This is a genomic window from Methylophaga lonarensis MPL (assembly GCF_000349205.1).
Taxonomy (GTDB): Bacteria; Pseudomonadota; Gammaproteobacteria; order Nitrosococcales; family Methylophagaceae; genus Methylophaga; species Methylophaga lonarensis.
The window spans coordinates 1-23169 of sequence record NZ_APHR01000005.1 but is presented as its reverse complement, the minus strand read 5'-3'; the positions used below and the strand labels follow the sequence as shown (position 1 = coordinate 23169).

At 49.8% G+C, this 23169-nt stretch carries 22 protein-coding genes and 2 pseudogenes; 16 read left to right on the top strand and 8 right to left on the bottom strand.

Going from position 1 to position 23169, the window contains the following annotated elements; all coding sequences use genetic code 11:
- Positions 1-9: 9 nt before the first annotated feature.
- A complete protein-coding gene (locus MPL1_RS01090; RefSeq protein WP_040576742.1) occupies positions 10-453 on the bottom strand; it encodes an arsenate reductase ArsC in 444 nt (147 codons plus the stop codon).
- A gap of 172 nt (positions 454-625) precedes the next feature.
- On the opposite strand from MPL1_RS01090, the gene MPL1_RS01085 reads away from it, so the two are divergent.
- On the top strand, positions 626-1270 hold the full coding sequence (locus tag MPL1_RS01085) for a TIGR04211 family SH3 domain-containing protein (RefSeq protein WP_152417538.1): 645 nt from the start codon (positions 626-628) through the stop codon (positions 1268-1270).
- A gap of 35 nt (positions 1271-1305) precedes the next feature.
- Here the strand turns inward: MPL1_RS01085 and MPL1_RS01080 are convergent, their stop codons facing one another.
- Genes MPL1_RS01080 through MPL1_RS13150 form a run of 4 tightly spaced genes read right to left on the bottom strand, consistent with a single transcriptional unit; the run spans position 1306 to position 4276 of the window.
- Positions 1306-1830, bottom strand: coding sequence for a HugZ family pyridoxamine 5'-phosphate oxidase (locus MPL1_RS01080; protein ID WP_009725284.1), 525 nt, complete (start codon positions 1828-1830; stop codon positions 1306-1308).
- Between the two features lie 9 nt (positions 1831-1839).
- Positions 1840-2238 (bottom strand): heme utilization cystosolic carrier protein HutX, encoded by a 399-nt coding sequence (gene hutX, locus MPL1_RS01075; RefSeq protein ID WP_009725283.1) that lies wholly within the window; start codon positions 2236-2238, stop codon positions 1840-1842.
- A 17-nt stretch (positions 2239-2255) separates the two neighbouring features.
- A complete protein-coding gene (locus tag MPL1_RS13155; RefSeq protein ID WP_051056954.1) occupies positions 2256-3371 on the bottom strand; it encodes a TonB-dependent receptor domain-containing protein in 1116 nt (371 codons plus the stop codon).
- A gap of 38 nt (positions 3372-3409) precedes the next feature.
- Positions 3410-4276, bottom strand: a complete 867-nt coding sequence (locus MPL1_RS13150) for a TonB-dependent receptor plug domain-containing protein (protein ID WP_083859185.1) — start codon at positions 4274-4276, stop codon at positions 3410-3412.
- Between the two features lie 149 nt (positions 4277-4425).
- Here MPL1_RS13150 and MPL1_RS01065 point away from each other — a divergent pair, with 149 nt between their 5' ends.
- From MPL1_RS01065 to MPL1_RS01050, 5 genes are all read left to right on the top strand, one after another.
- Positions 4426-5328 (top strand): heme/hemin ABC transporter substrate-binding protein, encoded by a 903-nt coding sequence (locus MPL1_RS01065; protein ID WP_009725282.1) that lies wholly within the window; start codon positions 4426-4428, stop codon positions 5326-5328.
- 11 nt (positions 5329-5339) lie between these two features.
- The gene (locus MPL1_RS01060) at positions 5340-6371 is read left to right on the top strand and encodes a FecCD family ABC transporter permease (protein WP_009725281.1); all 1032 of its coding nucleotides are present in this window, start codon (positions 5340-5342) and stop codon (positions 6369-6371) included.
- Positions 6368-7135, top strand: coding sequence for a heme ABC transporter ATP-binding protein (locus MPL1_RS01055; RefSeq protein ID WP_009725280.1), 768 nt, complete (start codon positions 6368-6370; stop codon positions 7133-7135). The genes MPL1_RS01060 and MPL1_RS01055 overlap by 4 nt, the downstream gene beginning before the upstream one ends.
- A 62-nt stretch (positions 7136-7197) precedes the next feature.
- Positions 7198-7638 (top strand): hypothetical protein, encoded by a 441-nt coding sequence (locus MPL1_RS13990; RefSeq protein ID WP_009725279.1) that lies wholly within the window; start codon positions 7198-7200, stop codon positions 7636-7638.
- The gene (locus MPL1_RS01050; RefSeq protein ID WP_327036627.1) at positions 7566-8978 is read left to right on the top strand and encodes an ABC transporter ATP-binding protein; all 1413 of its coding nucleotides are present in this window, start codon (positions 7566-7568) and stop codon (positions 8976-8978) included. Before MPL1_RS13990 ends, MPL1_RS01050 begins: the two co-directional genes overlap by 73 nt.
- A 42-nt stretch (positions 8979-9020) precedes the next feature.
- Here MPL1_RS01050 and ilvD read toward each other — a convergent pair whose 3' ends face one another.
- Positions 9021-10874 carry a dihydroxy-acid dehydratase gene (gene ilvD, locus MPL1_RS01045; protein ID WP_009725277.1) on the bottom strand — a complete coding sequence of 618 codons (1854 nt, stop codon included), beginning with the start codon at positions 10872-10874 and terminating at the stop codon, positions 9021-9023.
- Positions 10875-11057: 183 nt separating this feature from the next.
- On the opposite strand from ilvD, the gene argA reads away from it, so the two are divergent.
- Complete coding sequence (argA, locus tag MPL1_RS01040) at positions 11058-12356, top strand: amino-acid N-acetyltransferase (protein ID WP_009725276.1); 1299 nt, start codon at positions 11058-11060, stop codon at positions 12354-12356.
- 72 nt (positions 12357-12428) lie between these two features.
- Here the strand turns inward: argA and MPL1_RS01035 are convergent, their stop codons facing one another.
- A complete protein-coding gene (locus tag MPL1_RS01035; RefSeq protein WP_009725275.1) occupies positions 12429-12980 on the bottom strand; it encodes an RNA pyrophosphohydrolase in 552 nt (183 codons plus the stop codon).
- A 101-nt stretch (positions 12981-13081) separates the two neighbouring features.
- Here MPL1_RS01035 and MPL1_RS01030 point away from each other — a divergent pair, with 101 nt between their 5' ends.
- The 4 genes from MPL1_RS01030 (at position 13082) to MPL1_RS13980 (ending at position 16814) form a co-directional block, all read left to right on the top strand.
- Complete coding sequence (locus tag MPL1_RS01030) at positions 13082-13738, top strand: histidinol-phosphatase (protein WP_009725274.1); 657 nt, start codon at positions 13082-13084, stop codon at positions 13736-13738.
- Positions 13739-13785: 47 nt separating this feature from the next.
- The gene (gatB, locus tag MPL1_RS01025) at positions 13786-15228 is read left to right on the top strand and encodes an Asp-tRNA(Asn)/Glu-tRNA(Gln) amidotransferase subunit GatB (RefSeq protein ID WP_009725273.1); all 1443 of its coding nucleotides are present in this window, start codon (positions 13786-13788) and stop codon (positions 15226-15228) included.
- A gap of 447 nt (positions 15229-15675) precedes the next feature.
- Positions 15676-16389, top strand: a complete 714-nt coding sequence (locus tag MPL1_RS13985) for an FIST signal transduction protein (RefSeq protein ID WP_235045490.1) — start codon at positions 15676-15678, stop codon at positions 16387-16389.
- Positions 16390-16406: 17 nt separating this feature from the next.
- Entirely contained in the window at positions 16407-16814 is a 408-nt protein-coding gene (locus MPL1_RS13980) for an FIST C-terminal domain-containing protein (protein ID WP_235045489.1), read from the top strand.
- 10 nt (positions 16815-16824) lie between these two features.
- Here the strand turns inward: MPL1_RS13980 and gshA are convergent.
- Positions 16825-18101 (bottom strand): annotated as a pseudogene (gshA, locus tag MPL1_RS01015) (glutamate--cysteine ligase).
- Between the two features lie 362 nt (positions 18102-18463).
- Here gshA and pilG point away from each other — a divergent pair.
- From pilG to MPL1_RS00990, 5 genes and pseudogenes are all read left to right on the top strand, one after another.
- Positions 18464-18874, top strand: a complete 411-nt coding sequence (gene pilG, locus MPL1_RS01010; RefSeq protein WP_009725272.1) for a twitching motility response regulator PilG — start codon at positions 18464-18466, stop codon at positions 18872-18874.
- A 6-nt stretch (positions 18875-18880) separates the two neighbouring features.
- Positions 18881-19243 carry a twitching motility response regulator PilH gene (gene pilH / locus MPL1_RS01005; RefSeq protein ID WP_009725271.1) on the top strand — a complete coding sequence of 121 codons (363 nt, stop codon included), beginning with the start codon at positions 18881-18883 and terminating at the stop codon, positions 19241-19243.
- 4 nt (positions 19244-19247) lie between these two features.
- Positions 19248-19796 (top strand): chemotaxis protein CheW, encoded by a 549-nt coding sequence (locus tag MPL1_RS01000; protein ID WP_009725270.1) that lies wholly within the window; start codon positions 19248-19250, stop codon positions 19794-19796.
- Positions 19797-19820: 24 nt separating this feature from the next.
- Positions 19821-21083 carry a methyl-accepting chemotaxis protein gene (locus MPL1_RS00995; RefSeq protein WP_009725269.1) on the top strand — a complete coding sequence of 421 codons (1263 nt, stop codon included), beginning with the start codon at positions 19821-19823 and terminating at the stop codon, positions 21081-21083.
- Between the two features lie 33 nt (positions 21084-21116).
- Positions 21117-23169 (top strand): annotated as a pseudogene (locus MPL1_RS00990) (hypothetical protein); the annotation flags it as partial.

The window sequence follows — 23169 nt, the reverse complement described above, 5'->3', positions numbered from 1 at the left end:
CCTGTCTAATCAGCGGCCATTTACCGATAGTTTTCCTTCCAGTTGCTGCAAAACATATTCGACGCGTTGTCGCACACGATCACGACACTGTCGGAATTCTGTTAACAATGTCGCCTCATCACCGCGGATCTTGGCCGGATCACTCAACGGCAAGTGTAATCTTGAAGTGTGCGCCGAGGGCACCGGACACTGCTCTTCAGCATTGTCACATAAGGTCACCAATACATCGGCCCACTCCAGCATTTCGGCATTGACGCGAATGGACTCCTGGCTGGAGATATCAATGCCCACCTCACTCATAACCCGAATCGCCAACATATTTTGACCATGCGCTTCAATTCCGGCAGAACGAACCTCTATCCAGTCACTCGCCAATTGCCTGGTCCAGCCCTCAGCCATTTGTGATCGACAGGAGTTACCGGTACACAAAAACATTACTCTTATTTTTTCCATGACAAACTCTGAATTTAAGACGCATCCACTGTAACAGTCACGTATGACAGTCAGATGACGCAGATTACTCAGCAAAGCTTGCTTGGAGATCGATCACGGGCATCTGTTAGAATGCCGATTTTAGTCAGCGAAGATTACCGTGAGAAAATTCATTCAATCCCTTGCATTTTTGATGATGCCTCTGCTGTTCCCCTCCATGCTGGCAGCAGAAACCGTTCGCTATGTATCAGATCAACTGGAAATCACCATGCGCACCGGACAAGGGGTTCAATATTCCATCCGCAAAATGCTGCGCTCGGGTACTGAAGTCGTGGTCGTTGAAACTGACCCGACTGGCTACTCAAAAGTCCGCACCAGCGACGGTGTTGAAGGCTGGGTGCTGAGCCGCTATCTCGCTAATCAACCTGTCGCCAGAGACAGACTGGCAGAAAAAGCCCAGACCATTGCCACATTGGAGCTGGAAATTGCCGGTTATAAAGAAGAGTTAGCCTCGCTATCTGCTCAGCATAGTGATGTTGATGATCAGAACCTCGGCCTTCGCGAAACCGCGCAGCGTTTAAGTAAAGAGCTGGACGAACTGCGTCGCACCGCATCAAACGCCATTGCACTGGACAATGAGAACCGTCAGCTCAAAGAAAAACTTCAGGAAATGGACTATCAAATTCAGGCAGCTCAAATGGAAGTCAATGCACTGCGCGACAGCAGTGCCAAAAGCTGGTTCTTGATTGGTGCGGCCGTATTATTTGCCGGCTTGTTGCTGGGCTTGATCATGCCAAGCCTGCGTGTTCGCAAAAAAAGCAGCTGGGGCAGTCTATAGGTCTTAGACTTCACCCCAGCTTTGCCGTTACTGCGCTAACTCACCACTCGTTGCTGGTGCCCATCTCTGAGATGTGTCAGATCCCGACCATCAAAACTGCCAGCCTCGATGGTGTAGGCCTTACCAAAGCCTTTCACATAACGACCACCCAGTGACGCAAGCCTGAATAATTTAAAATCCGCCAGCTGGCTAAGACTGTTTATCCGTTCACCATGTCGCTGGGAAAGCACATTAATGCCTGCCTGCCATTGCTCACTGTCAGTTTCAATCAGTGTTGCTGACACCTGAAATGCCAGACGCCGTCTGGCAAATAACTCTTCAGCCGTGTCCTCGTCTTCCATGATCAATACCGCGGCTCTTGGATGACGTTGCAGGTTCAGTGCATGCAAGGCGATTTCACTGATCAACAGATAAATGTTCTGATCCTCCACTGCAAAAGGAGCATAAGAGGCATAAGGCTCCCCTTCGGCATCAAGTGTCGATAGCATCAGACTTTTTCTGTCTGCCAATAGCGCCTGTATCTCATCGCTCAATGCAGCTTCAAGCTTTTTGTTGTTCATCTTACTTCCTCATATTGTTCCTGACGCAAGCTGCATCTCGCAAAAGCGTTGCAATTGATCTTCAAAAATATTGCCCTTACTGTCTCGACCAAGAAAGACCTTAAAAATCACATCGGCCTGAGCGTTAACAAAGACAAAGGAATAACTGTCCCGGCCTCGGTGTTGTTTGCTTTCGAGTCGAATCTCATCAATCAGTGACAAGTTCAAATGGCCTTCAAAGCCAGTGTCACCTTTGAGATTGTAAAAACCTTCTGCCATTGTCCCTCTCGGAAACGGGCCTTTGAACTCAAACACCGAGCCTGCATGGATGATAATGGTGGTTAATGGCCCCCAATCAGCCAGCGCTTCAAGTAGTGATTGCGCCTCACCGGCAGGTAATTTTGCCATCGGTTCTAAATGACTGGTCATCACAAAACTCCCCCTGTTTAGAAAGCATAACTGGCTGTCAGACGGACATCCCGTCCCTGCATGTGCAATGCCTGAAATGCCATTCGATAATGCCGGTTGGTCAGGTTGTTTACCGTCAGATCCAGCTTCAGACCATCTAACTGTCGAGGCTGCCAGCTTGCGTAGAGATCGGTGACGGTATAGCTGTCATATTGCTGGTCAATATTGTCCGGCAAACGACGCTGGGCTTCTGCATGGGTCAATCTTAATCCAGCAGTCAATTGAGTTGGCGCCCAGGTATGTGCAAAGTTGAAGACCCACTTGTCAGCTGGAATACCACTCAAGCTCTCACCTGTCTTGCGGTTTTCTGCACGGGTTCGACCATAAGACAGGCCGATATCATATCCTGCCCACTGATAATTAAGCCCAAGTTCTCCCCCCGTCAAACGTGCCTTATCAACATTGCGATAGCGAGTATGTCCAGCATCGACACTGAAAAACGGTGGAAACGGCAATGATGTGAAAATCGGATCATCCACTTGTTGCTCGATAAAGTTATCGACATGATTTCTAAAAATAGCCGCATTGAAGGTGAGTTTGTCACCCTGCTGCCAGAAATCATTGTCAGTGAATTCGGTCATCAGCTCGATATTGTGCGCTTGCTCAGGCTTGAGACTCGCGTCTGGCAAAAAGGTGTTACAGGCAGTAGATGTGATGCAGAAATGTGTACCCGTTGTGTATAGCTCTTCTGCTGTCGGCGCGCGGAAAGCCTCATCGTAACGTAAGGTCATGGTCCACTGTTCGGTAGTCTTCCAAACCAGGGCCGCTGAAGGTGAAAAAGCATCATCATTGCGACTGTCACCCAGATTACTGGCGCGTGTTCTGAAATGGTCATATCGGCCACCCAGTTCTAATTGCCAACGTTCAGCAAAGGGCAAATGAACTTCACTATACACTCCCCAAATTGTGGTAGTTGCATCAGGGGGCGTCGGACGATTATCACCTTCTCTGGAACTGCTGAGCTTGTCCTGATAAGCATCAACACCATATAGCCAGCGAACCGTCTGCCATGTTGATTGATTATTCAAACTCATCCCCAAAGTCTGAATTCTGGTTTTGTCCGCTCGCAGGTCAGAGAGCCGGTACTCCTGCATTTCTGTCTGATTCCAGTATGCCAGCAACTGACTGTTAATCAGATCAGAGTGCGGGTTAGCCGATAATCCAGAGAGACATGATCGGTATCATTTCTTCGACGGATCAGGAAATTCGAGGTGTCATTGAAGGGGGCCGCCCCATTACTCGGAACATTGCCTTCATCGCGCGAGCTTCGGACATTCAGGGTCAGGTGCTGATTGTCATCAAGCTGCCAGTCAAATTTGCCCATCACGCCCTTGTCACGCATGCTTGAGCCGCTCAAACGGTCATTGTTGCCGAGCTTGATATCATTACCATCGCGATAATAACCAGAAACCAAAACACCGATATCTTCCTGCTGTGTGGCCAGCGCCATCGTTGTTACGCTTCGGTCATCATTACTGCGCCAGCCCTGTTTGATAAAACCTCCAAACGTTCGACCCGCCAACAAATCCGATGCCGTCTTGGTGTTTTGTGACACCACGCCACCGACAGCGCCAGATCCCCAAAGCGAACTGGCCGGACCTCTTATTACCTCGACACTCTTGAGCATCTCTGGCTCAAGGAAATAGCTGGGGCGATGACCAGAAACGAAGTTTTGTCTCACACCGTCAACTAGTTGCAACACTCTATCTCCACCCAAACCACGAATATTGACCGATTGCACGCTGGAACGAGGCCCTCCAACCAGGTCGATATTGGGCGAGTATCGCAATAATTCAGGTATCGACGCCGCCTGTTGCTGCTCTATGTCTGCGCTCGATAAAAACTCAATGTTACGGGACAATTCCGTCACATCGGTCTGTGTTCTGCTGGCCGTAATATGAATCGGCTCAAACGTAACCGGCTCGGCAAAGGCCGGGCTAAACATCACAGCAGATAGCATGGCCGCGCTTGTTTTCAGTCTTATTCCAGTTGGCTTCATTGAAGCTCCTTTTTCGAATCTGTGTTCATCGGATCAGGCATCCTCAATCGTGATGGTTATGGTGATGACTCAAGATGTTTTCTCTTGACCTGCCTTTTTAATCTAAATCATAATTATTTTTATTTGCAATAATTTTTTAGGTTGTTTACATGCGAATTGCGCAACGAAAACTGTTTGGTGAAAACGAGGCTCGAAAAGGAATTTGGTGGAAATGGGCAGGGCTTTGCTGCCTGCTGATTTGGCCGCAGTCGGCAGCACTGGCTGACAGGGAAATTCGCATTATCAGTGTCGATGCCAATGCAACAGAACTGCTGGCTGAGGGTGGCTTGGCGGATTATCTGGTGGCCGTCGACATGACCAGTCATTCGCTTCTGGACAATCGACAAGTGGCGGATCTGGGCTATCACAGAAATTTATCTGCAGAAGCCATCCTGAGTCTTGAACCCGATCTTCTGATTGGCAGCCAGCACATGGGGCCAGAAAGCACCCTTGAGATCCTCAGGCGTTCAGGCATTGAGATGATTGTATTGCCGATACCGCTGGATACCACGCAACTGATGGACAATATCAACACGCTGGCAAATCATTTCGACAACAAGGCTGAGTTTGACAGGATTCACCAACAGGTAGCGGCCTACCACCGGGAGTTAAATGACACCCGGCACCAGCACACTTCAATAGCCATGACTTTCCTGCTTCAACTGAACGAACGTGGTCTGTCTCAGGCCGGTGTGGGTACGGCTGGAGATGCACTGATCAAGCTGCTTGGTGGACAAAACATTAGTCGCTTTGCCAACTACAAACCTGTTTCAACTGAAGCACTCATCAATGAAAACCCTCAAGTAATCGTGCTGGGAAGTGAGCTTCCTGAGCAACAGGCACAAGCTGAGTTACTTCGACAACACCCAATATTTATTCATGGCGAAGCATTTCAGAATGCTCAGGTCTATGTGGTGCCACCTTCACTGTTGATCGCTGGCTTAAGCGTCTCGGCAGTGAAGGCAGCTGTGGACATTTCAGCCAAACTGCCATCAGCTTCCAGCCAGCCCTGAAGCCAGCCGTCATGATCCAAAATAAAAAAATACTGGCGGGCTTGTTGGCCTGTTTGGTGATTATCATCGCCAGCATCTCATCTCTTATTTCAGGCCCCATGGCAATACCAGCGGTTCAGTCGCTTCTGGCTGTACTGGACTTGATAAGCGGTGGTCAGCTAAACAGCCTGAATGCACACCAGACGATCGTGGTTCAGGAATTGCGTTTACCCAGAACATTGCTGGCCTTATTTTTGGGAGCCTTGTTGGCAGTGTGCGGAGCTGTGACACAGGGCGTATTCAGAAATCCGCTTGCGGATCCCGGCGTGATCGGCGTCAGCTCTGGTGCTGGCCTGGGCGCAGCACTGGCTATCGTGGTGTTTCCCACCAGTCTTGCCTTTATCAGCACACCTTTGGCTGCTTTCGTTGGTGGTTTGCTGACAACTCTACTGGTCTATCGGCTGGCCCAGTCATCAGAGGGCACCTCGGTGCTGATTTTATTGCTCGCCGGCATTGCTATTTCTGCCTTTACCGGCGCGGTTGTGGGCTTTTTGAGTTTTATTGCCAATGATCAGGCTTTACGTGATTTGACCTTGTGGGGGATGGGCTCGTTATCAGGTGCAAACTTTCGCCATGTGGCACTTACCGGTATCAGCTGCATTATTTTGCTGTTTTTTTATATGAAACATGCCAGTGCTTTAAATGCTTTGTTGTTGGGAGAAGCTGAAGCGCACCACCTGGGCATTGATGTTGAACGGGTCAAGTTACGACTGATTCTGCTCACAGCGGCGGGTATCGGCATCGCCGTGTCAATGGCCGGTATGATTGGCTTTATAGGGCTGGTGGTTCCGCATCTGATTCGGCTGACCTTAGGTCCTGACCATCGTTATCTGCTACCACTTTCGGCGTTAACCGGTGCCGCGTTACTGCTCATCGCAGATATTGTCGCAAGGCAAGTGCTCGCCCCGGCAGAATTACCGGTCGGTTTGCTGACCGCACTGATTGGTGCACCCTTTTTTGCTGCGTTGCTATTGCAACAGCGTCGTCGATTGAGTCTGATATGAACACACTGCAGATCAAGCACATCAAACTGGTACGCGCCAATAGACAGCTACTGGATGTCTCCAACCTTGCGACACACTCTGGTGAGCTTATCGCTATTCTCGGTCCCAACGGAGCTGGCAAGTCCAGTTTGCTAAAAGTCATCAGTGGCGAATGGCACGCACAGGCAGCGGATATTCTGATTCATGGTCGCAGCAGACAGCAATGGGCCAGAAATCAACTTGCCGGGCATTTGGGCGTGTTGCCACAGAGCAGTAGCCTCAACTTCCCGTTTACTGTTGAAGAGGTGGTGTTGATGGGAGCAATACCACTGGCATTGAGCAGACAAGAAGCGCGAATTAAAGCTCAACAATTGATGCAGACAACGGACACTTCACAGTTTGCAGATCGTCTTTACACCAGCTTATCGGGTGGTGAACGTCAACGAGTTCAGCTTGCCAGGGTGCTGTTGCAATTATCTCAGGCGCAGTCTGCACCGGTTTTATTACTTGACGAACCCTTGTCAGCGCAGGATCTCAGTCAACAGCATCAGTTGATGTCACTGATGCAGCAGCTCGCACATCAACAACAAGCCACTATCCTCGTGGTATTACATGATCTTAACCACGCGCTTCGCTACGCTGATAGAATCTGGTTGATGAATTCAGGACACCTGTGTGCTGATGGCGCTCCATCCGATATTCTGCAACCAGACAAAATTGCTGAATTGTGGGGCTATCGACCTCAGTTGTTAACGGGTGAACATCATTCAGCCGTGTTGTACTGAAACTTGATCCATTTACATTCGGACATGAACTTTTGTCCCCTGCTTGCTTACTGATGCAGACCATGCAATTCGACCACCATCAACTGAAAGATCTACTGCGACAGGCAATGGCTTACAAAAGTCATTTGCTCAAGGCTAACATGCTGGCCTTGATTGCCACCTTGTGTGCAGTCCCCGTGCCCTTGCTGTTACCCATCATGGTAGACGAAGTACTGCTGGATCAGCCCGGTGCCTCGGTGAATTTTATCGCCAGTCTAACTCCGACAAGCTGGCATGGACCGGTGCTTTTCATCAGTGTGATGCTGTTGCTGACCTTACTGCTGCGACTGGCGTCTCTGGTGCTTAACGTCGCGCAAACCCGCTATTTCACGCTGATCGCCAAACGACTGACCTATCGCATCCGGCAAAGGCTGCTTAAACAGTTAGGCAGATCACCATCAGTGAATACGAAACCCGTGGCAGCGGTGGTATCGCGTCACACTTTGTCACCGACATCGAGGTGATCGACAACTTTATTTCCAATACCATCAGCCGGTTTATCGTCGCAGTGCTGAGCATTATCGGCACCGCCGTTATTTTGCTATGGTTGCACTGGCAACTGGCGCTGCTGATTCTGTTCATGAATCCTCTGGTGATTTACTTCACCATGAAGGTGGGCAGCAAGGTCAAACATCTCAAAAAAAATGAAAATCAGGCGGTCGAAATCTTTCAGCAGAGCCTGACTGAAACGCTGGATGCCATTCAGCAGATACGTGCAGCCAATCGTGAACGCCATTATTTTTTGCGGGTGATGGATGCCGCACGCAACGTGCGCAACCATGCAGGCGAGTACGCCTGGAAAAGCGACGCGGCTAACCGCATCTCCTTTGTGATTTTTCTGTTTGGTTTTGACTTGTTCCGTGCTGTCAGCATGCTGATGGTGGTATTTTCCGATCTGACTATCGGTCAAATGTTTGCTGTCTATGGTTACCTGTGGTTCATGATGGGACCCGTACAGGAAGTGTTAAACATCCAGTACGCCTATTATTCAGCGGCAGCTGCCGTAAACCGTATCAACAGCCTGTTCTCGCTCAAGAAAGAAACTGCTTATCCCGCACTGAAAACGCCATTCAAAAACGGCGATCCCGTCAGCATCAGTATTCGTGATCTGCACTTTTCCTATGGTCCCGACAGCAAGATTCTCAACGGCGTATCACTTGATATCAAGGCTGGAGAAAAAGTGGCACTGGTGGGTGCCAGTGGTGCAGGTAAATCGACATTGGTTAATGTCTTGCTCGGCTTGTACCCGGCTGATCAGGGCATGGTTTATTTTGACGATATTCCAGTCAGCGAAATCGGATTGGCAGAAGTCCGAGAGCATGTGGCTACCGTGCTGCAACACCCGGCGCTGTTCAATGATAGCGTGCGGCAAAATATCACTATGGGGCGGGTTTATCCAGACGAGAACATCTGGCAGGCGCTGAAAATCGCTCAGCTTGATCAAGTTGTTAGAGACATGGCCGAAGGACTGGATACGGTAATTGGTCGCTCAGGTGTCAAACTCTCTGGTGGTCAGCGGCAGCGTCTTGCCGTCGCGAGAATGGCGCTGATCAATCCTTGTATCGTAGTGCTTGATGAGGCCACCTCAGCACTGGACAGTGACACTGAATATCAACTGCATGAAGCTTTGAACGCATTCCTGGCCAACAAAACCACGATCATTATTGCCCACCGACTCAGTGCCGTGCGACAGGCAGATCGTATTATCGTGTTTGATGGTGGCGAGATTATCGCGGATGGCGATCATGACAGCCTGATCAGCCAGCAAGGTATCTATCAAAAACTCTACGCCAAGCAGATATAGCAGGCTGTTACCAATCACTGGCAACAGCCTGTTGCGGATAGATTATTTGGTTTTGAGCTGTTCCAAATCGCGTACGGCGCCTTTGGCAGCAGAGGTTGTCAATGCGGCATAGGCCTGTAAAGCGAGGCTTACCTGACGCTGGCGGTTCACTGGTTGCCAGGCTTTGTCACCACGGGCTTCCATAGCTTGACGTCGCTCAGCCAGTTCCGAATCCGTCAGTCTGACATTGATGGTACGATTCGGAATATCAATGTCGATGATATCGCCCTCTTCGATCAGGCCAATGTTGCCACCCTCGGCGGCTTCCGGTGATACGTGACCAATCGACAAGCCGGATGTGCCACCAGAAAAACGACCATCAGTCAGCAAAGCACAGGCTTTGCCCAGCCCTTTTGATTTCAGGTAGCTGGTCGGGTAGAGCATTTCCTGCATGCCCGGACCACCTTTTGGACCTTCATAGCGAATTAACACGACATCGCCCGCTTGTACCTGCTCGGTCAAAATTGCCGTCACCGCAGCATCTTGAGATTCGTAAATTCTTGCCGGACCGGAAAACTTGAGAATCGATTCATCGACCCCGGCTGTTTTTACAATACAACCGTCCTGAGCCAAATTGCCGAACAACACTGCCAAGCCACCATCTTGACTGTAGGCATGTTCAATATCGCGGATACAACCCGCTTCCCGGTCAAGATCCAGATCTGGCCAACGACAATCCTGACTGAAAGCCTGCTGAGTCGGAATGCCCGCTGGGCCAGCCATGTAACGCAGTTTTGCCTGTTCGCTATTGCTTCGTTTGACATCCCATTCAGCTAAGGCATCCGCCAGCGTTAGGCTGTGTACCGTCGAAACATCGGTATGCAACAAACCCGCCGCAGCCAGTTCTGACAGAATTGCCACTACGCCACCGGCACGATGCACATCTTCCATGTGATAGAGCGCGGTCGCCGGTGCCACTTTGCACAAGTTGGGAATCTTGCGAGACATTCTGTCAATGTCGCTCATTGTGAAATCCACTTGTCCTTCATGAGCCGCGGCCAGCAAATGCAGCACGGTGTTGGTTGAACCACCCATGGCGATATCCAGCGCAATAGCATTTTCAAAAGCCGCCTTGCAGGCAATCGAGCGAGGCAGGACACTGCTGTCACCCTGCTCGTAGTAGCGTTTGGTGATGCTGACGATTCTACGGCCTGCTTCCAGAAACAGTTCCTTGCGATCGGCATGTGTCGCCAGAAGTGAACCATTGCCAGGCAGCGACAAACCCAATGCTTCGGTCAAGCAGTTCATTGAGTTAGCGGTAAACATGCCGGAACAACTACCACAGGTCGGACAGGCACTGCGTTCAACCTGTGCAACATCTTCATCACTGACATTTTCATCGGCCGCCTGAACCATGGCATCAACCAGATCCAGTTTGACATCCTTTCCTGCCAGTTTGGTCTTGCCTGCTTCCATCGGACCGCCAGAGACAAAAATCACCGGAATGTTCAGCCGCAATGCCGCCATCAACATGCCGGGGGTAATTTTGTCGCAGTTAGATATACACACCAAGGCATCCGCGCAGTGCGCATTGACCATGTATTCAACTGAATCCGCGATAATGTCGCGTGAGGGCAAACTGTAGAGCATGCCGCCATGCCCCATGGCAATACCGTCATCGACCGCGATAGTGTTAAATTCCTTGGCAACGCCGCCAGCTTTTTCAATTTCCCGCGCAACCAGTTGACCAAGGTCCTTGAGGTGAACATGGCCCGGTACAAACTGAGTGAACGAGTTGGCGATAGCAATAATCGGTTTGCTGAAATCTTCATCTTTCATACCCGTCGCTCGCCAAAGCGCGCGAGCTCCGGCCATGTTACGGCCAGCAGTTGAGGTTTTTGAACGATATTCAGGCATGATGACACTCCGGATAATTCAGTATGCTAGGGTCTGTCCTTAACAAACCAGGGTCTTTTGATCTTTACACCGCCGTCGTAACAGCAGTGAATATGAAAAGATCAACAGGCCAAAGGGACACGTTATCCGCATAATTTTACACTTAACTTGGCAAGCGTGCCGAGCTGCGATAAAAAGGCGCATATGAGCGATCTGCAAAACAACGAACTTGACCAGCATTTCAAAACCACGACCAGTTGGTTTAGGGCAGCGGCCCCGTACATTCACGCACACGGGGGTGCCACTTTCGTCGTGGCTTTTGATGGCGAGTCAATCGCCAGTGCCGGTTTTGACAATTTGCTCCACGATCTTGCGCTGCTAAACAGCCTTGGCATTCAGCTTGTGCTGGTCTACGGGGCCCGCATGCAAATTGAACAGCAATGCCAACAACTCAACATTCCGCAGCAATTTCATCAGGGACTCAGAGTCACCGATGAAGCCACTCTGGTCGTCGCGCGTCGCGTGATTGGCGAGTTACGCATTGAAATTGAATCCAAGCTATCATTTGGTCTGCCGCACACCCCGATGGCAGATTCAAGAATTCGCTGCACCAGTGGCAATCTGGTCACCGCCCGTCCTGCCGGTATTCTTGACGGCGTGGATCTGGGGCACACTGGTGAAGTCAGACGTATTGATGAACAAGGCATCCGCCAGCAATTATCACTTGGCAATCTGGTCCTCCTGCCACCACTGGGATATTCACTGACCGGCGAAATCTTTAACTTGTCTGCAGAAGCGATTGCCACCGCAGCCGCGATTACATTGCAGGCGGATAAATTGATTTTTATTGGCGAAAGCAACGATGGCCTGCCCAGAGAGCTGACCATCAACGAAGCTCAAGCCATGCAAAACAAACACCCAGCCTTGCCCGCCGCAATCAATGCCTGTCTGGCGGGCATTGATCGGGTTCACCTGTTGGATCGCAACATAGATGGCGCGTTGCTACAGGAACTGTTCAGTCGTGATGGTGCTGGCACCTTGGTGAGTGCTTCATCGTTCGAAACCACACGGCGGGCCACTATCGAAGATGTGGTCGGCATTCTGGAATTGATCCAACCGCTGGAACAAAACGGCACTGTGGTCAAACGCTCCCGCGAATTACTGGAACGAGAAATTGATCACTTCACCGTGATGGAGCGAGATGGCACGGTGATCGCCTGCGCTGCACTCTATCCCTATCGTAGTAATCAGGTGGGTGAACTGGCCTGCATGGCAGTGTCACAGGATTATCGGAACAAAGGACGCGGCAAAGAACTGTTAGCCAATATCGAACAGCAAGCCAGACAAATGGGATTAAATGCACTTTATGTGCTCACCACACAGACCGCACACTGGTTTCTGGAACACGGTTTTGTCCAGACTGAAATCGGACAATTACCAGTCGAGAAACAGGCCATGTACAACTACCAGCGAAACTCGCGAGTGTTTCGCAAACAACTGTAATCTCGGTTATTTAGGGTAATTACCGAGTGTCCGGCACTACCTGGCTTTCACCGCAGCCACGGTCAGCCAGGCTCAACCGACATTGCTGGTATTCTTTTTTCGATATTCAGGAAACAAAATCGGCGCAAACTCGTGTAAGGCGCGCTCATAAACCCGACGCTTGAAAAAGACAATTTCTTCTACCGGGGTCCAGTAGTCCACCCAGCGCCAGTCATCGAACTCCGGTTTGTCATGCAGATCCAGTCGAACATCTTCTTCCTGGCCAGTAAACCGCATCAAAAACCAGCGTTGTTTCTGGCCAATACATAGCGGTTTGTTACCGTAGCGAAGATATCGTTTAGGCAAACGATATCTGAGCCAGCCTCGGCTGACCGCCAGAATTTCTACGTGTTTGGGAAGCAGGCCTACTTCCTCCATGAGCTCACGGTAGGCTGCCTGTTTTGCAGTCTCATCAGGCTTGATCCCTCCCTGCGGAAACTGCCAGGAATCGTGTTGCGCGCGCTGCGCCCATAGCACTTGATTCTGATCATTGCAGAGAATGATACCTACGTTGGCTCTGAAGCCATCTTTATCGATCACAGTATTGGTCTCTGTCCGAGCAACCCCATCGTGAGCTGTCGGCATGTTAATTCATCGTTAGGCTAAGATTAGTCAAAGCCATCTGAGCTTGCAACGGATTTTGTCATACAATAAGCGCTGCTTTTAACGGGAATCTTAGTGAAACGATGGCTTTAGCAATATTTGATCTGGACAATACCTTACTTGCTGGCGACAGCGATTATTTGTGGGGCCGCTATCTGGCGGAAAATCATATCGTTGACCCCGAGGTCTATCACGACACCAATCTGGCTTTTTATCATGACTACCAGGCCGGCAAACTTGATATTGATGCTTTTCTGCGTTTTGTCTTTCAACCGCTCGCTGATAACTCAATGGATGATTTACTGCGTTGGCGTGCTGATTATCTGGAACAGAAAATCAAACCCATCATCCTGGAAAAAGGTTTACAGCTGATTGCCCACCACCGCGCGCAGGGCGATGTACCACTGATTATTACCGCCACCAACAGCTTCATCACCACCCCAATAGCGGAATTGCTAGGCATTGAGCATCTGATCGCAACTGAACCGGCTTTCATCAATGGTCGATATACCGGCGAAGTGCATGGCGTCCCCTCATTTCAGCAAGGCAAAGTCACTCGGCTGGGTGACTGGTTGCAGCAACATCACTATGACTTAGAGGGCAGCTTTTTTTATAGTGATTCACACAATGATCTGCCGCTACTTGAGCAAGTGGAGACCCCTGTCGCTGTCGATCCAGACGATATCCTCAAGACCACCGCTGAGCAACGCGGCTGGAAAATTCTCAGTCTGCGCGAATAATTGCTACAATCCACGCTTTTTACACCTCAAATTCAGGCCAGCTAATTATGGAATGGGAAGTTGTTATCGGGTTGGAAATTCACACCCAGCTTGCAACCAAAAGTAAAATTTTCTCTGGCGCCGCCACAGCCTATGGCGCAGAGCCCAACACTCAAGCCTGTGCAGTTGATCTTGGTCTGCCTGGCGTGTTGCCGGTATTAAATCAGGAAGCTGTTCGCATGGCGGTCAAATTTGGACTGGCCGTGGATGCTGAGGTCGCAGAACGAAGCGTCTTTGCCCGAAAAAATTACTTTTACCCAGACTTACCCAAAGGCTACCAAATCAGTCAGTTTGAGTTACCGGTTGTCGGCAAAGGCCATATTGATATCGAGCTCGAAGACGGCACTGAAAGACGCATTGGTATCACCCGAGCCCACCTTGAGGAAGACGCCGGCAAGTCACTACATGAGGATTTTCATGGCCAAACCGGTATCGATCTAAATCGTGCGGGCACACCGTTGCTGGAAATTGTCTCTGAACCGGATATGCGTAGCGCCAAGGAAGCGGTGGCCTACATGAAAAAAATCCACTCTCTGGTTCGCTACCTGGAAATATGCGATGGCAACATGCAGGAAGGCTCTTTCCGATGTGATGCCAACGTGTCGATTCGTCCCAAAGGCCAGGAAAAATTCGGCACCCGTACTGAGCTGAAAAACATCAACTCTTTCCGTAATGTCGAGCGAGCTATCAACATTGAGATTGAACGACAAATTGACGTGCTCGAATCAGGTGGCGAAGTGATCCAGGAAACCCGCTTATACGATGCTGACAAGAACGAAACACGTTCCATGCGCAGCAAGGAAGAAGCCAATGACTACCGCTACTTCCCGGATCCGGATTTATTGCCGCTGGTCATTGATGCCGAGTTGATCAATGCAATCCGTGAAACCCTGCCGGAGCTGCCTAATCAGAAACGAGATCGCTTTATCAATGAGCTGGGCTTGTCGCTTTATGATGCGTCAATACTCACCAGCAGCCGTGAATTAGCCGATTATTACGAGGCGGTTGTTGCCGCAACAGGCAACAAGGATCCCAAACAGTGTGCCAACTGGGTAACAGTTGAACTGTCCGGCGCATTGAACCGGGCAGGTCTTGAAATCACAGAGTCGCCTGTCTCCGCCAAGCAGCTGGCCAGTGTCTTGTTGCGTATCAGCGATAACACTATTTCAGGCAAGATTGCCAAAACTGTCTTCGAAGCACTTTGGAACGGAGAAGGCGATGATGCCGACGCGATTATTGAAGCCAAAGGACTCAAACAAGTCACCGATACTGGTGCGATTGAAGCCATGGTGGATGAGGTCATCGCCAATCATCCAGAACAATTTCAACAATTTCGTGAAGGCAAAGAACAGTTGTTAGGCTTCTTTGTGGGTCAGGTGATGAAAGCCTCAAAAGGTAAAGCCAATCCAGCACAAGTGAACGAATTACTGAAGAATAAAATCAACGGTTAAAAACGCTTGCGTCAAACTCCGGCGTCAATAGCAAACCATTCGAAACCATACTGCACAGACATGCTTTGCCAAGGCAAAGCATGTCCATGTTGAAGCCTCGTAAAGGCAGACTCTTCTCAACTATCAACTTGAACGGCGGCAGTATCAGGCCGACTTCATAACATGCCATCGGCACAACAACTGGCACTTGTCACCTCACTTGAACTCACCATTTCCACCTAACCACACAGAAAAATAATCGACAGCAATACTGCAAATAAAGCATTAATAATGCCCTCGGTACAGCCTGATGCTTTTGCACGAGTTTTTGCCAAGTCATTCACATTTTGTGTGTTGCGCTTTCCTACATGTGATTCGCTGATGTACTATCGGGCGGTAGTCTCGAAGCAGAGATTGACTACATGGATGTCAAGACCATGCAATTAAACAGGATGCCGGAACAATACAATGAAGTTTGCTCAAGAACATTTACCCGCCAAAACAGGTTTCAACAAACTCAGCAATGAGTCTCCATTGAAGGATGCCAACTGGGTTCTAGTGTTTGGCTCAGTCAATCGCTTCAGCGAGCGCAATTTTGCCAGTCAGATTCAAAAACGCTACCCGCAAGCCCATATCATTGGCTGTACTACCTCCGGAGAAATAACCGGCGATGGTGTGTTTGATGACAGTGTTCACATTACGGCAATGCAGTGGGAGCAAAGCACACTCAAGTTCATCACAAAACCTATCAGCAGCATGGAGCAGTCACATGCCGTTGGGGCGCAACTGGCCAAGGAGCTGATGGCGGATGATTTGAAAGGTGTGTTTGTGCTGAGCGACGGATTGAATGTCAATGGCTCGGAGCTGGTCGAGGGCTTACAGGAAGTTTTAACTAACGTGCCAATTACCGGCGGACTGGCCGGCGACGATGCCAAATTTAGCAAGACATTGTTACTGAATAATGACAAGATTCAGGACCGTAGTGTCATCGCAGTTGGTATTTATGGCGACAAAGCCATCGTAACCAGTGGCGCTCTGGGCGGCTGGAAGCCATATGGTCCCCCGAGAAGGATCACCAAGGCGATTAAGAATGTAGTGTATGAACTGGACAATAAGCCCGCCCTGCCACTCTATAAAATGTACATTGCTATTATGCCAATCAACTGCCCGCCTCAGGTCTAAATTTTCCATTTGCCATCATGGATGACAAGAACGTTAACGTCATTCGAACTCTGCTGGCCATCAACGAAAAAGACAACAGTCTCACCTTCGCCGGCAATATTGCACAGGGCACAACCGTTCGATTCCTCAAATCTGATCACGATGAACTGGTAGCAGGTGCCAGCGAGGCCGCGCGGCAGATCCTTAATAAAAATGTCGATCTCAATGACAAGGCGCTGGCGATTTGTGTGAGCTGTGTAGGCCGCAAGCTGGTCATGGAAAACCAGGTTTCAGATGAAGTCTATGCCGTGCAACGACTGTTGGGCATGCAGACTGGCATTACCGGTTTTTATTCAAATGGCGAGATCTGCTCCGGTGAAGACGACAGTCACAGCCTGCTTCATAACCAGACCATGACCATTGCCTATCTGAGTGAACACCTTTAGCAGCATAGACTCAGGCCAATTCTCTAGCAGCGGCTAACAAGGCCAGTCTTGCTATGACACCGTAGGCATAAAAACGGTTGGGCTCAGCATCTGGGTTTTCACATTTTTCAGGGCTGATGCAGGATTGTGCAAATGCCAATGGCTCGAAGTGCATGCCTGGGGCATTGAGATTTTCATTGACGCCACGTCCGGTGTGCACCCGATAGAAACCGCCAACCACATAGTGATCCATCATGTATATCACTGGCTCGGCGACCGCCTGATCCGGGCCGATGGTTTCAAAGGTATAAACACCCTCCTGAATCAATACATTATCTACGACCAGCCCCTCTTTAGCTGAAGCCATTTTGTTGCGTTGTTTGCGATTAAGATTCAAAACCTCGTCAGCACTTTTAACCATCATGATACCCATGCCGTAGGTGCCTGAGTCTGCCTTGACTACCGCGAAAGGTTCACGATCGATACCATACTCGTCATACTTGCGCTGAATCATGCCCAACAAGCTGGTGACGTTTCTGGCCAGACATTCTCCGCCTGACTTTTCCATGAAATTCACTTGACCACATTGCAAAGACAAAGGTGACACCAGCCAAGGGTCAATATCTACTCGAGAGGCGAAATCCTTGGCAACAGCATGATAATGATTGAAGTGATCTGACTTCTTGCGGGTTGACCAGCCTGCCTTCAAAGGAGGCACCAATTGTTGTTCGATGCCCTGCAAAATGGCGGGAATCCCGGCAGAGAGATCGTTATTGAGCAATACCAGGCAGGGTGAAAAATCATCATCCAGACTGACCCTGACACCCTCACGCCGCAATGGCGAGAGCTGAGTCACCCTGCCAGAAGGTAATTCAACCGAGAGGTTTTCGGTAATGTCGTCACGCAAACTGCCAAGGCGAGCTTCAAGGCCCGCCTTTTCAAAAATCATTCTGAGCGTTTCGAGACTTTCAAGATAAAACAGATTACGCGTGTGGTTTTCAGCGATGATCAAAATGCGTCGGGCGCGCGGACAATGCCGCTCCACTGCTGCCTGCGCGGCCTGGATACATAAGGCATAAATGCCGGATTGAGATTGTTAAATCCAGCAGGAAACAAATTAGTATCGACCGGCGCAAGCTTGAAACCGGCATTGCGTAAATCCACCGAAGCATAAAAAGGCGCGGGCGTCTGAAGCCATTGCTCCCTGAACCAGCACTCCACCTCAGCCTGACGCTCCAATAGATGGGCTTCTAGTTTGAGCAGTGGTCCTGTCAATGCGGTTGTAAGATGGGGAACGCCTGCGGTCATAGGTGCCTCTTTAATAGAGATGGATTGGTGGATTCGCACTCAAAACGCATCCAAACAATAGTTATGGATTTGTAGTATCGAACAGCTTAGCTGAAATCAGCATCGCCTGCCCCAGGGTGTATTGATCTTTCATCGGCATCATGCGTGTGCTGGTGAAAGAACAACAGCCCTTGGTAAGCCGTTATTGTGTGATATGGGACACAGATTGAGCTTTTCAAGTCCTCCATACTCAGCACTGTGAGAAATTACCAAGGTAATCGTTGTAGCGACAGGGACGTAGCTGACTAGCCTGAGTGAAAAAAATGCGTTATCTTCGCTGCATGATTGAAATCGATAACTTCAACTTCAGGTAACGCATCATTGTGAGTGACAGCAGTACAGAATTTTCAGGTCTAAAGGTCATGGTGATTGATGACAGCAACACCATCAGACGCAGCGCAGAATCCCTGCTAAAGAAGGCGGGCTGCGAGGTGCTGACGGCGGACAATGGTTTTGAGGCGTTACCAATTATCAGCGCTGAGCATCCCGATATCCTGTTTATCGATATCATGATGCCGAGGCTGGATGGTTACCAGACCTGCGCTTTAGTGAAACAGAATGCTAAATATCGTGATATTCCCGTGATTATGCTTTCGAGCAAAGATGGGCTTTTTGACCGCGCCAAGGGACGTGTCGTCGGTGCAGAACAATATCTGACCAAACCTTTCACCAGAGAAGACTTGCTTGGCGCCATTCGCACACATCGCAACACTCATAACAACAAGGACAGTTAACTCGCCATGGCCAGAATTCTGATCGCAGACGACTCGCCGACAGAGGTGTTTGTACTTCGAAAAATGCTGGAAAAACACCAGCACCAAGTCATCATTGCTGAAGATGGTGAACAAGCCGTTGCGATGACCTTTGCCGAAAAACCGGATTTGATACTTATGGACGTTGTCATGCCCGGCCTCAATGGTTTTCAGGCCACACGCAAACTTAGCAAGGATCCCGCGTCGGCCCATATCCCCATCATTATCGTCTCATCAAAAAATCAGGAAACTGACAAGATGTGGGGGCTCCGGCAAGGGGCAAAAGGATATTTGGGTAAACCTGTTAGCGAACAGGAACTACTCGACCAAATCAACCAACTCCTGAGTTAAGCTGATGGCAACACTGCATCGTCCCGCTGAAATCATCACCCTGCTCCAGGACATCGAGCGAAGGAGCCAGCAAGGAGCAGCGGGGCTAAGTCAGAAAGATAATCCTGAGGGGGCATGGAGTGCGATTGGTTTTCGCATTGGCAAACATCACATGCTTATCCCGCTTGATCATGCTCGTGAAATGTTTCCAGTGCCCGAGGAAATCACTCGCGTTCCCAAGTCACAAGCCTGGGTATTCGGCATCGCCAATCTCAGGGGTGATTTACTACCGATTGTCGATCTGCAGCACTTCCTGATGGAAAAGCCCAGTAAACTCGATAAACGCAGCAGAATTCTGGTGCTGAACCACCCAGAATATTTCACTGGATTGCTGGTTGATGAGGTGTTTGGCCTGAAACATTATGGTCGTCAACCAGAAACACATGATCCGACCCAACATTTGAATTTAATACCCTACTTGACCGGCAGTGTTTTTCAGCAAGGAACGCAATGGCTGGTCATGAGCTTTCAAAAGCTCGCCGAAGATCCGAGATTTATCAACGCAGCCGCATAGAATTTTTTTGTCAGGACAGACGATATGAATGCCACCAGTAAACTCTTTTTAGCCTCGATTTTTGCCAGACAAAACCTGGCCAATCTGATAGTAGGCCTGCTGTTTACGGGGCTGACCATTGCCGGGGTTTTCCTGATGGTGACAGGCCAGTACAGCATGATACATCCTGATATCTTGATGATTGCCGCTGGCACAGGGGTGTTGTTCTTGCTGTCACTGATCATGGCTTTCAGAATAGCCTATGCCCCGGTGAAAAAACTCAAGCAGTCGCTTGATGATATGGAGCTGCAAAATCGACATAACCAGGATGCAATTCTGCGTCTGCTTGATGAAATGGGCGACCTTGCCGATGGTGATCTGACTGTTTCTGCAACAGTCACTGAAGACATTACCGGTGCAATTGCCGACTCGGTTAACTACACCATTGATGCACTGCGCAGCCTGGTTGAACAAATCAACTCGACTACCTTGCAGGTCGCCTCTGCTGCCCAGGAAACACAGGCTACTGCATTGCATCTGACCGATGCCAGTGACCATCAGGCGCAACAGATCACAGACGTATCCGCTGCGATCAACCAAATGGCGGCGTCCATCGAACAAGTATCAAACAGCGCCAGCCAGTCTTCTGAAGTAGCACGTCAATCGGTGCAACTCGCCGTTCAAGGTAACAGCGCGGTGAAAAAAGCCATCAATGGTATGGACACCATCCGTGAGCAAATCCAGGAAACCTCAAAACGGATGAAACGTCTCGGTGAAAGCTCACAACAAATCGGTGAGATTGTTGAACTGATTAACGACATCGCCGAACAAACCAACATCCTGTCCCTCAACGCTGCCATTCAGGCGGCCATGGCGGGTGAGGCAGGACGCGGCTTTGCGGTGGTTGCTGACGAAGTACAACGACTGGCAGAACGCTCAAGTAACGCAACCCGCCAGATCGACGCGCTGGTGAAAACGATTCAAAGTGATACCGGTGAAGCCATCAGCTCTATGGAACAGAGTACCTCGGAGGTTGTTTCTGGTGCCCGACTGTCTCAGGATGCCGGGGCATCGCTGGAGCAGATTGAAACGGTTTCACAGCAACTGGCAGAACTCATCAACAATATTTCCGAAAATGCCAAGCAACAGGCAACGGCTGCGGTAAGTACCTCACAAAGTATGAGTGTCATTGAGGAAATTACCATGCAAACTTCGACAGGTACCAATGAAAGTGCCGCAGCTATCGGGCGGCTGCTGGATTTAACCAACGAGCTTCGTAAGTCAGTATCCGGCTTCAAACTGCCTTGATTCTGAATAGCTGCAACTAGCCGGAGTTTCCGCATGGCAGAACAAGCAAAAGGCAATTACAACGCGCTCACCTGGGTTCAGGATGAACTCCAGAAGGCTTTAGAGGGCGCGTTGAAAGCCATGGAAAGCTTTATCGACTCCGATAGGGACTATCCACAACTGAATCAAGTGATCGACGCCCTGCAGCAAGTCAACGGCACGCTTGAAATGCTCAATCTTGCTGGCGCACAAAAACTGGGGCAGGAAATGCAAGGCTTGACAGTCATGCTCCGGGAACAAAAGCTCAGCGATGAACAAGCGGCGGAAGATACCCTGGTTAGAGCCCTGCTGTTACTTCCCAATTACCTTGGCATGCTCAGCCAACAATTTCCTGATCACCCCTTATGTCTCATCGATACGATTAATGAGCTTCGTCAACAACAGCAGAAAACCCCGCTTGATGAGTCGGATCTTTTCAAAACGCGACAGTCCATTCCGCTACCGGATCTGATCAACCCGGATCCCCACCGGGCGGCTCCCGATATCGGGCTGGAAAAATCAAGAATTGCTCATGTATTTCAGGTACTGCTACTCAGCTGGTTACGTGACCAGGAAATTGTTTCGTTAAGAAAGCTGCGTGGCATCACACACTTTCTGAGACTCAGCTGCCAACAGGAAAAAACTACGCTGTTATGGTGGGCGGCCGATGCCTTGCTGGAAGCGCTTGCCCACAAAGGCCTCGCATCAGCTCACGAAGCGAATGTGTTACTGGGACGACTGGCACATCCACTACGACTGATGACCGAACAGGATGAGCAAGCACTGCTGGGACAATTCCCAGATGAATTGCTCGATAAACTGCTGTTGTGTGTTGCCCGCTCCAACAGTCAGGGTCCAAAAGTCAGCCTGCTCAAACAGCACTTCAATCTTCATTTCTTTGATCAGCAACGCAAGATTTACAGCATGAGCGACAATGCCTTGCAAGATGCGCATCATGCCTTGTTGGATCAGTTACAAGAACTTAAAGGTCAGATCGACGAGTACCAGCCCCACGCTGAGACCGCCAGCGAGCAGCTTGAATTCATCAATTCGCAGATTGGACAGATGGCTGACACGCTCAGTCTGCTGTCAGAAGACGATACTGCAGGCCTGCTTCGTGAACATCATCAAAAGCTTCAGTCCGCGCTGCTGAATGAACAGGAACTTGATGCCGAAGAATTGAATGCACTGGCCGATGCTCTTTTGAATATTGAGCAAAAGCTGCATGACAAACCCGGCCAGTCACACGTCATTCTGCTTGAGCTGCAAAACAAGGTGCTCACTGAAAGCCTGATCGAGTTATCAGACATCAAGGAACAAATTACCATCGCCAGTCAGCAGGCGCTTGAGTCTGATCTCAATCAGGAGATTGCCCACAGAATTGGCAAAATAGCGGGCAGCCTGGACATGTTGAATCAGTCTGAGGCTCAGTCTCTACTGCAATCAACTGCCAATACACTGATGCAAATTCACCGCCCGCTTTCCGAACAGGAAGTAGAAGATCTGGCTGAAATCTTCGCCTGCATGGAAATATTCATGGATGGACTGCGCCAGCATGGTCAGACCGAATCTGAACTTGTCCTGCAAGCGCAACAGATCCTGCAAAACTTCGGCGCTGAACGCCCTGCTATGGTGCAAAACACCACCACGCTAGAGGATAGTTCATATCAACAATCCTCAGAGATAACTAACGACTCACTGGAAATTGATATTGAACAGCAACTCCCTGAGCTGCCAGCCGGGGAAGCTGACGAAGAATCGCTGTCACTTGACTGGCTGGCGTCAGCGAGTGAAGACAACAATGAAGAAAATGAGCTGCTGGTAATCACTGATGATGAGGATGACTTTTCTGAATTGCCAGAATTCTCTATCGACTTTGAAACGCCATCGGCTTCTGATGAGCTGACTGATTTCCAGATTGATCTAGAACAGCCAAACGAAGCACCCACTGAACCGGCAGTACTAAGCGTTGACGAATCAGAGACCGTCCTCACTGTTGATACGGAATCTGATTCAAACACCGCCATCGCAAGGCTTCGCAGGAGGCATAGACCTGACATCGCGGAAG